Genomic DNA, 17,593 nt, shown 5'->3' with positions numbered 1-17,593 from the left:
TTGTTGTGCCTGGAAGGTACCGAAAAGATGACCGTGCTCGACACGACGGCCGCCCCCCGAGCCGAAAGAGCCGTCGCCCTGCCGGAACTGTTCGCCGCGCGGGTGCGCTCCACCCCGGACGCGGTCGCCGTGGACGGCCATGGTGGACGGCTGACCTACGCCGGACTCGCCGACCGGGCCGCCCGCCTCGCCGCCCGGCTGGTCCGGCTCGGAGTACGTGCCGAGGACAGGGTCGGGTTGCTGCTCGAAAGGTCCGCCGAACTCGTCGTCGCCGAGCTGGCGATCGTGATGGCGGGCGGGGTCTACGTGCCGCTCGACCGGCGCGCCCCCGACGATCGCTCGCGGCTGGTGCTGGCCACCGCGGGTGTCTCGGTGCTGATCACGGACGAGCCGGAGCGTGCCGCGCGAATCCACAGTGGACGCATCGTCGTCGCGGGACGGTCACTTGCGCCGCCGGACGTGGTGCTTCCACGTGTCGACGCGGATCAGCTGGCGTATCTCATGCACACGTCGGGCTCGACAGGGACGCCGAAGGGAGTGGCGGTCCGGCATCGGGATGTCGCGGTGCTGGCGGCCGACAGCCGGTTCGCGGGTGGCGCGCACCGCCGTGTCCTGCTGCATTCCCCGGCCGCCTTCGACGCGTCGACCTACGAGCTGTGGGTTCCACTGCTCGGCGGCGGAACGGTGGTGATCGCGCCGCCGGGCGAGCCGGATGTGGAGATGCTGCGCGACATCGTCGGCCGGTACGAGGTCACCTCGCTCTGGCTGACCGCCGGGCTGTTCCGCGTCGTGGCACAGGAGGCACCGGACTGTTTCCTCGGTGTGGAAGAAGTGTGGACCGGCGGAGACGTGGTCCCGGCGGCCGCCGTCCGCCGGGTGCTGGGCGCCTGCCCCGGGCTCACCGTGACCGACGGCTACGGTCCCACCGAAACCACCACCTTCGCCACCTCGCGTCCCATGTCCACAAAGGACGGTGTGTCGGACCCCGTGCCGATCGGCCGCCCGCTGGACGGCGTCCGCGCCCACGTCCTCGACGAGGCGCTGAACGCCGTCCCGGCCGGGACGGCGGGGGAGCTGCACCTTTCCGGGGCCGGTCTGGCCCGTGGCTACTGGGGCAGACCGGGTGCGACCGCGGACCGCTTCGTGGCCGATCCCGGCGTGCCCGGCGGCCGGATGTACCGGACCGGCGATCTGGTGCGGTACAACGACGACGGCGAACTGGAGTTCCTCGGCCGGGCGGACGACCAGGTCAAGGTCCGCGGTTTCCGCGTCGAGCTCGGCGAGATCGAATCGGTGCTGGCCGCCGCGCCGGGCGTGGGCGAGGTCGTGGTCGTCGCCCGCGAGCGAAAGCCGGGCGTCAAGCGGTTGGTGGCCTACGTCGTGCCCCGGCCGGGCGAGGCGCTCGATGATCTCGCGGCGACGGCCGCGGCGGTGTTGCCGGACTACATGGTGCCGTCGGCGTTCGTCGTCCTCGACGCGCTTCCCCTCAACGCCAACGGGAAGGTCGATCGCCGCGCCCTGCCCGCGCCCCCGGAAGAGAGCCGGACGGACACCGAGCCGCGCTCGGAGACGGAACGTGCCGTCGCCGACGTGCTGGCGGGCGTGCTCGGAATGGACCGCGTCGCGAGCGATGACGATTTCTTCGCTCTGGGCGGCGATTCGCTCCTCGCGGTGCAGGCGTTGTCCCGGCTGCGCCGGACCTTCGGCGTGACGTTGTCGGCTCGCGCCGTGTTCGACGCGCCCACCGTGTCGGGACTGGCGCGGCTGGTCGACGAGGCGCAGCCCGCCGGGAACGACGCGATCCCGGCCGCACCACCGACGCGGGTGATACCGCTCTCGCCCGCCCAGCGGCGCCTGTGGTTCCTCGACGAGCTGACCGGGGACAGCGCGGAGTACAACACCGCGGTCGGTCTCCGGCTTTCCGGACCGCTGGACGTCGACGCCCTGCGCGGTGCGCTGGCCGCGCTCTGTGCCCGTCACGAGTCCCTGCGCACGACCTTCGACGGGTGTGCCCAGCGCATCGCCGACACGGCGGAGATACCGCTGCGCGTCGAGGAAACCGCCGCGGACGACGACACGCTGGCGGCGGACTTGAGCGTTCCGTTCGACCTGCGCAGCGGCCCCCTGACGAGGGCCACGCTCTATCGCGAGGGGCCGGAGGAGCATCTGCTCGTCCTGTGCCAGCACCACATCGTCACCGACGGCCGGTCGATCGGCATCCTGACCGGCGAGTTGCTGGACTTCTACGCCGGGATCACCCCGCCGCCGCTGGAGTCGGGCTATCGCGATTACACGCACTGGCGCCTTCAGACCGACGACGACGCTCAACTCGGCTACTGGCGTGCGGCGCTCGACGGACTCGAACCGCTCGCTTTCCCCACCGACCGCCCGAGGCCCGCCCAGCGCGGTACGGCCGGCGCGGTGCACCGCCACGATCTGCCCTCGGACCTCGTCCGCGGCCTCACCGAGGTGGGACGTCCGCACGGGGCGACGTTGTTCATGACCCTGACCGCGGCCGTGCAACTCCTCCTGTCGGCCTACGGAGGTCAGCGCGACATCGCCGTCGGCACCGCGGTCTCCGGGCGCGACCGGCCCGAATGGGAGCCGCTGACGGGGTTCTTCGTGAACACCCTCGTACTGCGCTCCCATATCGATCGCGCCCGTCCTTTCCCGGAATTCCTGGCCGGGTTCCGGGAGACGGCGCTGGAGGCGTTCGCGCACGCCGACGTCCCCTTCGACCGCGTCGTCGAGGCGGTACAGCCGGAACGCGATCCGTCGCGGACGCCGCTGGTACAGGCGGTGGTCGTCCTGCAGAGTCCGCTGGTCCGCCCTCGTGAGGCCGCCGGCCTGCGGGTTTCGGAGTACGACCTGCCCCGGCCGTCGGCCCGGTTCGACCTGGTCGTCGAGTTCTGGCCGAGGGAAGACGGCCTGCGGATCACCGTCGAGTACGCCACCGCGCTGTTCGACGGCGCGACGATCGAGCGGCTGACCACGAGCCTGGAAGCCCTCCTCACCGGGATCGCTGCCGATCCCGGCCGTCCGGTGGGCGAGCTTCCGCTGCTCACCGAGGCCGACCGCCGACTCCTTGCGTCGCCGGACCCCGCGCCGTCGACGACCATCACGCGTCTGTTCGACCAGCACGCCGAGCGGCATCCGCAGGCCCCCGCGGTGCTCTTCGGTGACGACCGCCTCGACTACGGCGAGCTGCGTGCCGAAGCCGACCGGCTGGCGGGGCGGCTGATCGAACTCGGCGTGCGCCCGGAAGACCGGGTCGGCGTGCTGATGGACCGCTCGGCCGACCTGGTGGTGGCCCTGCTGGCGATTCTCAAGGCCGGTGCCGCCTATCTGCCGCTGGACCTGCGTGCCCCGGCCGACCGCCTGCGTCTTCTGCTCGACGGCACGTCGCTTCTGCTCACCGACGAGACGTGGCACGGAACCGCCGCAACCGTCCACAGCGGACGGATATTGACACTGCCCGCCACCGGGGACGCGGCCACGGTGACGGTCGAACCCGCGAACCTGGCCTATGTCGAGTACACCTCCGGCTCCACCGGCGTACCGAAGGGCGTGGCGGTCCGGCACGCCGACGTGGTCGCGCTGGCCACGGATCCCCGGTTCACCGGTGGCGCGCACGAGCGGGTGCTCCTGCACTCGCCACTGGCGTTCGACGCCTCCACCTATGAGCTGTGGGTTCCGCTCCTGAACGGCGGCACCGTGGTCATCGCGCCGCCGGGAGACGTCGACGCGGAGGTCGTCCGCGACCTGACCGCCCGGTACGGTGTCACCGCCCTTTGGCTCACCGCCGGTCTCTTCCGGCTCTTCGCCGGTGACACGCCAGAGTGCTTCCGCGGCCTGCGGGAGGTCTGGACGGGCGGCGACGTCGTCCCGCCCGAAGCCGTGCGCCGCGTGCTGGAGAGCTGTCCCGGCGTCACGGTCGTCGACGGCTACGGGCCGACCGAGACCACCACGTTCGCGACTTCGTTCCGCATGACATCCGCGGAAGCGGTCCCCGAAACGATCCCGATCGGGACCCCACTGACCGGGATGCGCGTCTACGTGCTCGACGACGGACTGCGGCCGGTCCCGCGCGGCGCGCTCGGCGAGATCTGCGTCGCCGGCCCGGGGCTCGCCCGCGGGTACGCCGGACGGCCGGGCGCGACGGCCGATCGGTTCGTCGCCTGCCCGCACGGTGCACCCGGCGAACGCATGTACCGCACCGGCGACCGCGGGCGATGGCGTACCGACGGGACCCTCGAGTTCGCCGGCCGGGCCGACGACCAGCTCAAGATCCGCGGCTTCCGGGTCGAACCCGGCGAGGTGGAGCGTGCTCTCACCGCCCGGCCCGAGGTCGCGGAGGCGGTGGTCACGGCGCGCACCGGGTCCGGCCGCAAGCACCTGGTCGCCTACGTCGTGGCCGGGGAAGGGTCCACAGTGGACACCGGGACCTTGCGCGAGAGCCTTGGCCGGACCCTGCCGGACTATCTCGTGCCGTCGGCGTTCGTCGTCCTCGACGCGCTTCCCCTCAACGCCAACGGGAAGGTCGATCGGCGCGCGCTGCCGGAGCCGGTCTTCGAGCCCGCCGCGAGCGGGGGAACGGCGCCGAGGACCGAGCGGGAAGCCGTGCTCGCGGGGATCTGGGCCGACGTGCTGGGTCTCGACCGGGTCGGTGTCGAGGACAACTTCTTCGCCCTCGGCGGCGACTCGATCCTCGGCATCCAGGTCAGCGCGCGGGCGCGGAAGGCGGGACTGTCGATCACGACGGCGGACCTGTTCCTGCATCAGACCATCGCCGCCCTCGCCCCGGCCTTGACCGGCGTCTCCACGGTCCCGGACCACGGGCCCGTCACCGGGGACGTCGTGCCGACCCCGATCCAGCGCTGGTTCTTCGACACGATCTCCGAACCCGCCCGGTTCGACCAGGCGATCGCGGTCGAACTGGCGAAGGGCACCGACGAGGTCGCGCTCGCCGCGGCCATCGACGCGGTGATCGAGCACCACGACGCGTTGCGCACGACCTTCACCCGCGACGGAGATCGGTGGCGGCTGCGCATAGCCGGTGTCGAGGACGGACATTCGCTGCTGCGCTGGAGGTTGTCCGGTCCTCCGGAACGGCGCGTGCTGCATCTGTCCGCACACCACCTCGCCGTCGACGGCGTGTCCTGGCGGATCCTGCTCGACGACCTCGACCAGGCCTACCGGAAGGCCGATCTCGGGCCGAGGACCACTTCGTTCCAGGACTGGGCGACACGCCTTTCCACCTATACGGAACAGGGCGGATTCGACGACGAACTGGAGCATTGGCGTGCGATCCCCGAGGTCGCGCCGATCCCGGTCGACGGGATCGGCACGAACACGGTCGGCCGGGCCCGCGCGGTGACCGTGCGGCTGACCGCCGGGGAGACGCGGTCACTCCTGCGCCAGGTGCCCGAGGTCTACCGGACGCAGGTCAACGACGTGCTGCTCACCGCGCTCGGCCGGACACTGCGGGACTGGACCGGCCGGGTCCCGGTGATCGATCTGGAAGGCCACGGCCGGGAGGAACTGTTCGACGGCGTGGACCTGTCGCGCACGGTGGGCTGGTTCACCAGCCTGTTCCCGGTCGCGCTGGACGTCCCGGACGAATGGGGCGCCGCGCTCAAGGTCGTGAAGGAGCGGCTGCGCGCGGTCCCGCGACGCGGCATCGGTTACGGCGCGCTGCGCTATCTCTCCGGCACCGCGCCCGCCATCGACCCCCAGATCAGCTTCAACTACCTCGGCCAGTTCGAACTGACCGGTGAGCTCTACACCGGCTCGCCCGGCGAACTGTCCTTGGCCGCCGACCCCGGCGGCGTCCGTCCCCATCTGCTCGACGTGGTCGGCCAGGTCACCGGCGACACGCTGGAGTTCACCTGGCACTACGCGGAAGGCGTGCACGAAGAGGTCACCGTGACCCGGTTGGCCGAAGGCATGCTGGAGAACCTGCGTGGACTCCTCGGGCACTGCGCCGAACCCGGCGCGGGCGGGCGGACGCCGTCGGACTTCCCGCTGGCGGGGCTCGATCAGTCCACTGTGGACGAGCTGGTCGGCGACGGCCGGGACGTGGAGGACGTGTACCCGCTGACGCCGATGCAGGCGGGCATGCTGTTCCACAGCCTGGCCCGGCCCGGCGATCGCAACTACTTCGAACAGATCACCTTCATCGTCGACGACGTTCCCGATCCCCGTGCGCTCGTCGCGGCCTGGCAACGGGTGGTCGAGCGGACCCCGATCCTGCGGAGCCGGCTCGTCTGGGCAGGGGTACCGCGTCCGCTGCAGATCGTGCGGCGTTCGGCGGAGATCCCGGTGAGCTGCCCGGATTGGTCCACAGTGGACGCGGAGGAGGCGTTGCGGCGGCGGTTGGCCGAAGACCTCGCCGAAGGGCTCGACCTGACCCGTGCCCCGCTGACGCGGCTGGTCGTCGCCAAGGAGTCGGCGACCTCGGTCCGGGTCATCTGGACGTTCCATCACGTACTACTGGACGGCTGGAGCGTCTTCGGTGTCCTGTCCGACGTCCTCGCCGTGCTGCGCGGTGAAGAACCGCCGGTGCGACGCCCGTTCCGCGACTACGCCGGATGGCTCGCCGCGCAGGACGACGAAGCCGCCGAAGCTCACTGGCGGGCCGAACTCGCCGGGGTGACGCCGACGCCGCTGCCCGGCGATCGCGGCGCCCGCGCGCACGCCGCCAGTTCGTCCGCCCGGGTGCCGGTGGACTTCGACGACACCACGACCGCCCGGATCAACGCGTTCGCGCGACGGCACCACCTGACGCTCAACACGATCGTCCAGGGCGCCTGGGCGGCGCTGCTGTCCCGCTACAGCGGCGAATCCGAGGTGTGTTTCGGCGCGACGGTGTCGGGAAGGCCGGTCGAGCTGCCGGGAGCGGACGACATTGCGGGCTTGTTCATCAACACTCTGCCGGTGCGGGTCCGGCTCGACGCCGGACGCGGCCTCGTCGACTGGCTTCGGGAACTGCAAGCGGCACAGGCGGAATCGCGCCGGTTCGGCCATGTCGGCCTGCCGCGGTTGCAGTCCTGGAGCGACGACGGCGGCAGCCTGTTCGACAGCATCATCGTCTTCGAGAACTACCCGGTGGGGGACGTCGCCGGGGTGCGGGACGTCCGCGCGGCCGAACGCACCAACTACCCGCTCGGCGTCGTCGCGTATCCGGGCCGCCGGCTGTCGCTGATGCTGACCCACGACCCCGAGTTGATCGGACCGGATCTGGCCCGGCGGCTCGCCGGGCACCTCGAAACGCTGATCCGTGGCTTCGTGGACACACCGTACGACCCCGTGACACGGGTACCGATGCTGTCGGAGCGGGAGATCCGGCACCTGCTCCGCGAGCGCAGCGCCACAGTCCGGCGCATACCGGAAGGATCGGTGCCGGAACAGTTCGAGGCTCGCGCACGCCGGAATCCCGACGGGGTCGCACTGGTGACCGATGAGGAAACCGTCACCTACGGCGAACTCGACGTCCGGGCGAACCGTTTGGCGAACCGGCTGCGCGCGCTCGGCGTGCGCGCCGAAGACCGGGTCGCGCTCCTGATGGACCGGTCACCCGCCCTCGTCGTGGCCGAACTCGCGATCCTGAAGGCAGGCGGCGCCTACCTGCCCTTGGACCTGCGCGCACCCACCGAGCGGTTGCGGTTGCTGCTGAGCGAAGCCGAGGCGGACGTCCTCGTCACCGATGAGGCCTGGCTGTCCATCGCCGAGGAGATCCACGACGGCGCGATCGTCATGGACGCGGGTGACGCCCCCGAAGCCTCGCCCGTGGTGCCGGTCGACCCCGAGCAGCTCGCCTACGTCATCTACACCTCCGGCTCGACCGGCAAGCCGAAGGGCGTCGCCGCCCGGCATCGCGACGTCCTCGCTCTCGCGGCCGATCAGCGTTTCGCGGCCCACGACCGGGTGCTGCTGCATTCACCGCAGGCCTTCGACGCGTCCACGTACGAGCTGTGGGTGCCCTTGCTGAACGGTGGCACGGTCGTCCTGGCCCCGCCGGGGGAACTCGACGTCCACACGCTCGGCCGGGTGATCGCCGCGCACGCCGTGACGGGTGTCTTCATGACGACCGGGCTGTTCCGGCTCGTCGCGCAGGAGGCCCCGGAGACGTTCGCCGGCGTGCGGGAAGTCTGGACGGGCGGCGACGCCGTCCCCGCCGTCGCGCTGCGCCGGGTCCGGGCCGCGTGCCCGCGGACCCTGGTCGCCGACGTCTACGGCCCCACCGAGACCACGACGTTCGCCACCGTGCACCCGCTGCCGGACGAGGTACCCGACGTCGTGCCGATCGGGGCACCGCTGGACAACACCCGTGCTTACGTCCTCGACGACGGCTTGCGCCTGGTGCCGCCGGGTGCGCCCGGCGAGCTGCATCTCGCCGGGGCAGGGCTCGCGCGGGGCTACCTCGGACGGCCCGGGCTGACCGCGGACCGGTTCGTCGCGGATCCGTTCGGCCCGCCGGGGGAGCGGATGTACCGCACCGGCGACGTGGTGCGCTGGAACGACGAGGAGGCACTCGAATTCGTCGGCAGGGTGGACGAACAGGTCAAGATCCGCGGTTTCCGCGTCGAACCGAGCGAGATCGAGGCCGCGTTGGGTGAGCACCCCGGCGTCGAGCAGGCAGCCGTGCTGGCCCGCGCGGACGGCGGGGTGAAACGGCTGGTCGCCTACGTCGTCGGCGAGACCGAAGGGCTCGGGGAATTCTTGGGGCGGACCCTGCCGGACTACATGGTCCCGGCGGCGTTCGTCCGGTTGGCGAAGTTCCCGGTCAACGTCAACGGGAAGCTCGACCGCACCGCCTTGCCCGCCCCGGACTTCGGGGCCCGTGACCACGTCGCGCCGCGTACCGATCGCGAACTCGTGCTCGCCGGGATCTGGGCCGAGGTGCTGGGTGTCGAACGGGTCGGCGCGACCGACGACTTCTTCGAACTCGGTGGCGATTCGATCCTCAGCATCCAGGTGGTGTCGAAGGCCCGGCGTGCCGGGCTGGAACTGCTGCCCGGTGACCTGTTCGCCCATCGGACCCCGGCGGCACTCGCTGCCGCGGCACGCAGCGCCACCGAAGCCGTCCGTCGCGGCCCGGTCAGCGGCGAGGTGCCGCTCACCCCGATCCAGCGGTGGTTCTTCGCGACCCAGACGGCCGATCCGGAGCACTTCCACCAGTTCGTCCGGTTAGGACCTGCGCGGATCGACCGAGCCGCGGCGCGCAAGGCCGTGGACGCGTTGCTGGAGCACCACGACGCGCTGCGGATGCGGTTCACCCACGAGGACGGCTGGAAGCAGGAGAACGGTCCTGTCGGCGCCGAGACACCGCTGATCCGCCTCGACCTCTCCGAGCATGGCGTCACCCTCGCTGTGCACCACCTCGTCGTCGACGGTGTGTCGTGGCGGGTGCTCGCCGAGGATTTCGACCGCGGTTACGCCCAGGCTCTGCGGGGCGAGGCGATCGACCTCGGGCCGCGCACCACCTCCTTCCGGGAGTGGGCGATCAGGCTCGCCGAGCACACCGCCGGCGGCGGATTCGACGACGAACTCGACCACTGGCACGGCCTGCCGGCGGACACCTCGATCCCGGTCGACGGCGAGGGTGAGGCCACGGTCGCCTCGATGCGCGAGGTCACCGTGCGGCTTCCCGAAGCGGAGACCGAGGCGCTGCTGCGGGAAGTGCCCGCCGCCTATCGCACGCAGGTCAACGACGTGCTGCTCACCGCGCTGGGCCGGGTGCTGCGGGACTGGACGAGCAAGGTCCCGGTCATCGACCTGGAAGGACACGGGCGCGAAGACCTGTTCGACGACGTCGACCTGTCCCGCACGGTGGGCTGGTTCACCAGCGTCTTCCCGGTCGCACTCGACGTCCCCGAAGACTGGGGTACGGCACTGAAGTCGGTGAAGGAGCAGCTCCGGGCCGTGCCACGACGCGGGATCGGCTACGGCGCCCTGCGTCACCTGGCGGGGACCGCGCCGTCGATCGACCCGGCGGTGAGTTTCAACTACCTCGGCCGCTTCACCTCGGGCAGGCTGGAATCGGACGAGAGCGAGCTTTCGGCGCGAGCGCATCTGCTCGACGTCGTCGGCCGCGTCGAGTCCGGCGAACTCGAACTGACCTGGTACTACACCGAGGGTGTCCACCACGAGTCCACAGTGGACAGGCTCGCCGAGGCGATGCTGACGGCCCTGCGGGAGATCATCGCGCATTGCACTGAACCGGAGGCAGGTGGGCGCACCCCGTCCGATTTCCCGCTGCTCGCGCTCGATCAATCCACAGTGGACACCCTCGTCGGCGACGGCAGGGCGGTCGAAGACCTCTACCCGCTCACGCCGATGCAGGTGGGGATGGTGTTCCACTCGTTGTCACAGCCGGACGAGCGGCTCTACTTCCAGCAGGTCGGTTTCGTCGTCGAAGGTGTCGACGACGTCGACGCGCTGGCCGAGGCCTGGCAGCACGTCGTCGACCGCACTCCTGTGCTGCGCACCCGGATCGCCTGGGAGGGTGTGCCGGAACCGGTGCAGGTGGTGCGGCGACGGGTGACCGTCCCGGTCAACCGGCTCGACTGGCGCGCCCACTCCGCCGCGGGGCAGGAGCGGTTCTGGCAGGAGGTCCTGGCCGCGGACCGCGCCGAGGGGCTGGACCTGGACGGTGAAACCCTGCTGCGGCTGACCCTGGCACGGCTTTCGGATACGGAAGTCCGGGTGCTGTGGACGTTCCACCACGTCCTGCTCGACGGCTGGAGCGTCTTCGGGGTGCTGTCCGACGTCTTCGCCGCCTACTCCGGGGGCGAACTACCGGAGCGGCCGCCGTTCCGCGATTACGTCGCGTGGCTGGACCGCCAGGACGACACCGAAGCGGAACGCCACTGGCGTCGCGAACTCGGCGACTTCACCGCACGCGGCCGGCTCACGGCGCAGGACCACACGAGCAGGTCGGCCGAGTGGCTGCGGGTCCCGGTCGAAAGCTCCGCCCGGCTCGCGGAAGCCGCGCGGAAGGCGGGGCTCACGATGAACACCGTGCTGCAGGGCGCGTGGGCGCTGGTGCTGTCCCGGCTGACCGGCGAGCGTGACGTCTGTTTCGGCACCACCGTTTCCGGCCGCCCGGTCGATCTGACCGGCGCCGACGACATCACCGGGATCTTCATCAACACGCTCCCGGTCCGCGTCACCACCGATCGGTCGCCGGTCGCGCGATGGCTGGCGGCCTTGCAGGACCGCCAAGTGGAGTCCCGCAGGTACGGGCATCTGCCGTTGACGAAGTTGCAGGCGTGGAGCGGTTCCGACGGCAGCCTCTTCGACAGCATCGTCGTCTTCGAGAACTATCCGATCGATTCGGCGACGCGGGACGGGCTGCGGTTGCGCGACGTCGATGCCGCCGAGACGACGAACTACCCGATCAGCGTCGTCGCGTCGCCGGGGGAACGGCTGAGCCTCGACGTCGGCTACGACCCCGATCTGTTCGACGCCGCGACGGCAGAGCGGATCACGGACCAGCTCGTGGGTGTGCTCGACGCCTTCGCCGAGGACCTGAACCGTCCGCTCGACAGCATCGACCTGCTCACCGACGCCGAACGGCTCCAGATCCTCGGCGACTGGAACGACACCGCGCATCCGCTGCCGGAAGGAAGTCTCGCCGAGCTCTTTGGACGGCAGGTCGCGCGCGCTCCCGGCGCGGTCGCCCTCGTCGGCGACGGCGTGCGCCTGACGTACGCGGACCTGGACGAGCGCGCGGACCGGCTCGCCCGGCGGCTGGTGTCGCTCGGCGCCGGTCCCGAAACCGTCGTCGGCGTGCTCATGGACCGTTCCCCGGACCTGGTCGTCGCCGAACTCGCCGTGGTCAAGGCGGGCGCGGCGTATCTCCCGCTCGACACGAGGGCTCCCGCGCCGCGGCTGAAGACACTGCTGGACGGTGTGCCGATCCTCGTCACCGACCGGACCCGCGCCGAGTCGGTGGTCCACAGTGGACAGATCGTCGTCCCCGACGGCCGGACCGCGGACGTGGCGCTGCCCGGCGCGGCGCCGGACAACCTGGCTTACGTGATGTACACGTCCGGTTCGACGGGCAGGCCGAAGGGCGTGGCCGTACGCCAGCGTGACGTCGTCGCCCTCGCCGCCGACCGGCGCTTCGCCGCGCACGAGCGGGTACTGTTGCACGCTTCGCCCGCCTTCGACGCCTCCACCTACGAGCTGTGGGTCCCCCTGCTCAACGGCGGCACTGTCGTCGTGGCCCCTCCGGGAGACCTGGACGTGGACACCCTCCGGCGGGTCATCGCCGAGTACGAGGTCCACGGGGCGTTCTTCACCGCCGGGTTGTTCCGGCTGCTCGCCCAGGAAGCCCCGGAGACCTTCCGCGGGATGCGCGAGGTCTGGGCGGGCGGCGACGTCGTCCCGGCCGCCGCGGTCCGGCGGGTGCGGGAGGCGTGCCCGGGCACGGTCGTCGTCGACGGCTACGGTCCGACCGAGACGACGACCTTCGCCACCTCGCATCCGATTCCGGACGACGTCACCGGTCCCGTCCCGATCGGGAAACCGCTCGACAACATGCGGACCTACGTCCTCGACGCCGAGCTGCGGCTCGTGCCGCAGGGCGTGCCCGGTGAGCTGTACATCGCCGGTGCCGGACTCGCCCGCGGGTACTTCGGTGATCCGGCGCTGACCGCCGACCGGTTCGTGCCCGACCCGTTCGGCCCGCCGGGGGAGCGGATGTACCGCACCGGCGACCTCGTCCGCTGGAACCCGCTCGGCGAACTGGAGTACACCGGGCGCGCCGACGAGCAGGTCAAGGTCCGCGGTTTCCGGATCGAACCGGCGGAGATCGAGGCCGCGCTGACCGCGCATCCGGGCGTCGGCCAGGCCTCGGTCCTGACCAGGGAAGACCACGGCGTCAAACGCCTCGTCGCGTACCACACCGGCGACGCGGACGGCCTCGCCGAGTTCCTCGGGCGGACCCTGCCCGACTACATGGTGCCCTCGGTGTTCGTCCGGCTCGACCGTTTCCCGTTGACCGCCAACGGGAAGGTCGACCGCCGCGCCCTGCCCGCGCCTGACTTCGGCGAGAAGTCGGCCGGGACCGCGCCCACGACCGAGGCCGAACGCGCGCTCGCCGGGATCTGGTCGGACGTGCTCGGCGTCGCGGACGTCGGCGCCGAGGCCAACTTCTTCGAACTGGGCGGCGACTCGATCCTCAGCATCCAGGTCGTGTCGCGTGCCCGCCGCGCCGGGCTGAACCTGCTGCCCCACGACGTCTTCCGGCATCCGACCCTCGCCGCGCTGGCCGCCCACGCCGGCGGCGACGCCGGGCCGCGCGCCGAACAGGGGCCGGTCACCGGGACGGCGCCGCTCACCCCGATCCAGCACTGGTACTTCGACGGCCTGCCGGACCGGTTCGACCAGCGAGTGGTGCTGGAATTCACCGAGGACGTCGACGAAGCAGCGCTGCGCCGTGCGCTGGAAGCCGTGTGGGCGCACCACGACGGGCTGCGGCTGCGCTTCGGACGCGACGGCGTCCAGCACGGCGAACCGGTGTGGCCGGCCGAGCTGCTCACCGACGAGATCGCCTTCGACCTCGGACGCGGGCCGTTGCTGGCCGCGGTGCTCGACGGGCGGCGGCTGACCCTGGCCGCGCACCATCTCGTCGTCGACGGCGTCTCCTGGCGGATCCTGCTGGAGGACCTGGAAACCGCCTACCGCGGCGGCGAACTCGGGCCGAAGACGACGTCGTACCTGGAGTGGGCCAGGCGGCTGGCCGAGCACGCGGAGTCCGGCGGCTTCGACGACGAACTGGCTTACTGGCGCGAGATCCCGGCGCTGCCCGACGACGGCGAACCGGCCACGATCGCCGACACCGGCGAGGTGACGGTCCGGCTCACCGCCGAGGAGACCAGGGCGCTGCTCCAGGAGGTTCCCGAGGTCTATCGCACGCAGGTCAACGACGCGCTGCTCGCCGCGCTGGGCCGGGTGCTGCGGGACTGGACCGGACAGACCCCGGTGATCGACCTGGAGGGCCACGGACGCGAAGACCTGTTCGACGACGTCGACCTGTCCCGCACGGTCGGCTGGTTCACCAGCATGTTCCCCGTGGCGCTCGACGTCCCGGAGGACTGGGGCGCCGCGCTCAAAGCGGTGAAGGAACAGCTCCGGGCGGTGCCGCGGCGGGGCATCGGGTACGGCGCCCTGCGGTATCTCACCGGTACCGCGCCGGCCATCGATCCCCGGATCGGCTTCAACTACCTCGGCCGGTTCGAGGACGCCGAGGCGGGCGCGTTCCGGACCGGCGCGCTCGACGCCGACGTCGATCCGGCCGCTCCCGCGCGTCACACGCTCGATATCGTCGGCCGTGTCGTGGCCGGGACACTGGAGCTGACCTGGGCGCACGTGGAGACCCGGCACGATCGTGGCACCGTCGAAGAACTCGCGGAGCGGATGCTGGCCGCGCTGCGTGAGATCATCGCGCACTGCGCGGCACCGGAAGCCGGTGGCCGCACGCCGTCGGACTTCCCGCTCGCCACCCTCGACCAGTCCACAGTGGACAAATTGGTCGGCGACGGCCGAGCGGTCGAGGATGTCTTCCCGGTGACGCCCATGCAGGGCGGGATGCTGTTCCACGGCCTTTCCCAGACGGCGCAAGGCATGTACGTCGAGCAGGCGACATTCGTCCTCGAAGGCGTCACCGACCTCGACCGGCTCGCCACGGCGTGGCAGCGGGTCGTGGACCGCACGCCGGTTCTGCGGACGGCGTTCGTGTGGGCCGGCGTCGAGGAGCCGCTGCAGGTGGTTCACCGCGAGGTACGGCTGCCGATCCGTGTGCTGGACGGAACCGGTCACGATCTCCAGCGGCTCTTGGCTGAGGACCGCGAACAAGGGCTCGACCTCGCGGAGGCGCCGCTGATGCGCGTGGCGCTCGTGCGGTTGTCGGAGACCGAGGTCCAGGTGCTGTGGACGTTCCACCACGCACTGCTCGACGGCTGGAGCGTCTTCCACGTCCTGTCCGACGTCTGTGGCGCCTACGCCGGGCAGACGCTGCCCACGAGGCCGCCGTTCCGGGACTACCTCGCGTGGCTGGGCCGCCTCGACCGGACCGACGCCGAACGGTTCTGGCGTCGCACGCTTTCCGGGATCGACGGGCCGACACCCGTTCCCGGCGATCGGGCGCCCGCGGCCGGGCACATCGCCTGTTCGTCCGAGTGGTTGCCCGTGCGCTTGGACGAGGCGGCGACGAGCGGGCTCGACGAGTTCGTCAAACGCCACGGCCTCACGCACAACGTGGTCCTGCAAGGGGCCTGGGCCTTGCTGCTGTCGGCTTACAGCGGCCACGACGACGTCGTGTTCGGGTCCACCGTTTCCGGGCGCCCACCCGAGGTGACCGGGGTGGACGCGATCACCGGCATCTTCATCAACACGCTGCCGGTCAGGGTCGGGATCGACCGTGGTGCCCGTGTCGCCGAGTGGCTCGCGGATCTTCAGGCGAGTCAGGCCGAGGCACGCCGTCACGGACATCTTCCGCTCGCGCTGGTCCAAGGCTGGGCGGAGCTGCCCGGGGGAGTGAACCTCTGCGAGAGCCTGGTGGTGTTCGAGAACTATCCGATCACCGGTGCCGAGGCCGGGCACGGCCTGACCGTGCGCGATCTGTCGGCACGAGAGACGACGAACTTCCCGCTGACGGTCGTCGCGTCGCCCGGTCGTGAGCTGAACGTCGACCTGGGCTACGACCCGGCCTTGTTCGACGCCGAAACGGTGAGCCGGCTGGCCGGTCACCTGCTCACGCTGCTCCGGGAACTGACGGTGGACGGCGCTCGGGCGATCACCGACGTGTCGATGCTGACCACGGAGGACGAACTACTCCTGGCGCGATGGACGGAAACCGGCACGGCGGCCCCCGCCCGGTCGCTGCCGGACCTCTTCGCCGAGCAGGTCCGCGCCCGGCCCGACGCGGTGGCTGCCGTCCTCGACGGCGAATCGGTCACGTACGCCGAGCTGAACCGGCGGGCGAACCGGCTGGCCAACCGCCTGATCGGGCTCGGCCTGCGACCCGAGGAACCGGTCGGCCTCGCCACGAGCAGGGCGGGCACCGTCGTGGCGGAACTGGCCGTGGTCAAGGCGGGTGGCGCGTATCTGCCGATCGACACCCGCGCCCCGGCGGAACGACGGCAGGTACTGCTCGAAGGTGTGCGGTTCGTCGTGTCCGACACGGAGTATCCGGACGCCATCCGGCTGTCCTCAGTGGACGACGAGCCGGACGGTGATCCCGCCGTCGTCGTCGATCCCGACCAGCTGGCGTACGTCATGTACACCTCGGGGTCCACCGGCACGCCGAAGGGCGTCGCCGTGCGGCACCGTGACGTCGCGGCCTTGGCCGTGGACAGCCGGTTCCGCGGCGGGGCACACGAACGCGTGCTGCTGCATTCCCCGGCGGCCTTCGACGCGACCACCTACGAACTGTGGGTACCGCTGCTCACCGGCGGCCGCGTCGTCACGGCCCCGGACGGCGGCCTCGACGCGCACCGGCTGCGGACCTTGATCCGCGAGCACGGGCTGACCGGGATGTGGGTCACGGCGGGCCTGTTCCGCGTGCTGGCGCAGGAAAGCCCGGACTGCTTCGCCGGGCTGCGGGAGGTGTGGACCGGCGGCGACGTCGTGCCCGCCGAGGCGGTGCGGCGAGTGCTGGGTGCCTGTCAGGGGCTGCGCGTCGTGGACGGCTACGGCCCTACCGAGACGACGACGTTCGCCACCGCCCATCCGATGGACGAGACGGTTCCGGACCGGGTCCCGATCGGCACCCCGCTGGACGGGATGGTCGCCCGCGTGCTGGATCCGGAGCTGCGCCCGGTGCCGCCGGGAATGCCGGGCGAGCTGTACCTCGCCGGCGCGGGTCTCGCTCGCGGCTACCGCGAGCGGCCGGGGCTGACCGCCGACCGGTTCCTCGCGGCCCCGGGCGGGCAACGGATGTACCGCACCGGCGACGTCGTCCGCCGGACCCGAGCGGGCACCCTCGAATTCCTCGGGCGGGCGGACGATCAGGTGAAGCTGCGCGGGTTCCGGGTCGAGCCGGGTGAGGTCGAGGCAGTGCTGGCCCGGCATCCCGCCGTGGCGCAGGCGGCCGTCGTCGTTCGCGAGGACCAGCCCGGTGCCAAGCAACTCGTCGCCTACGTCGTGTCGGAAGCCGGGCAGGACACACTCCGGGACTTCCTGGCCGATCGGCTGCCGGACTATCTGGTGCCGTCGGCGTTCGTCGCGCTGGACCGGATCCCGGTCAGCGCCAACGGAAAGCTCGACCGCAAGGCATTGCCCGCGCCCGCCGCGCCGGAGACGGGGTACGTCGAGCCGGAAACCGAAACCGAACAGGCGCTGGCCGCGATCTGGGCCGAAGTACTCGGCGTGGAGCGGGTCGGCGCCGAGGACAACTTCTTCGCCCTCGGCGGGGATTCGCTGCGGAGCCTGCACATCGCGGCCAAGGCGGGCGCCTTGTTCGCCGTCCGGCTGACCCCGGCCGACATCCTGACCGCGCGCACCGTCGCGGGACTGGCCGGGACGGTCGAAGAACTCATTTTGGGCGAGCTCGAGAGCCTCGCCTCCGAAACGGAAGCGTGAG

Annotated in this window: 1 protein-coding gene; it reads left to right on the top strand. The window is 71.4% G+C overall.

From position 1 onward, the window contains the following. Positions 1 to 3 precede the first annotated feature (3 nt). A complete protein-coding gene (locus tag AORI_RS84605) occupies positions 4 to 17,592 on the top strand; it encodes a non-ribosomal peptide synthetase (RefSeq protein ID WP_267283959.1) in 17,589 nt (5,862 codons plus the stop codon). Position 17,593 lies beyond the last annotated feature (1 nt).

Source organism: Amycolatopsis keratiniphila, from assembly GCF_000400635.2.
GTDB classification, from domain to species: Bacteria; Actinomycetota; Actinomycetes; order Mycobacteriales; family Pseudonocardiaceae; genus Amycolatopsis; species Amycolatopsis keratiniphila.
The sequence above is the reverse complement of the archived record's forward strand: the minus strand, read 5'-3'. Positions and strand labels throughout refer to the sequence as shown.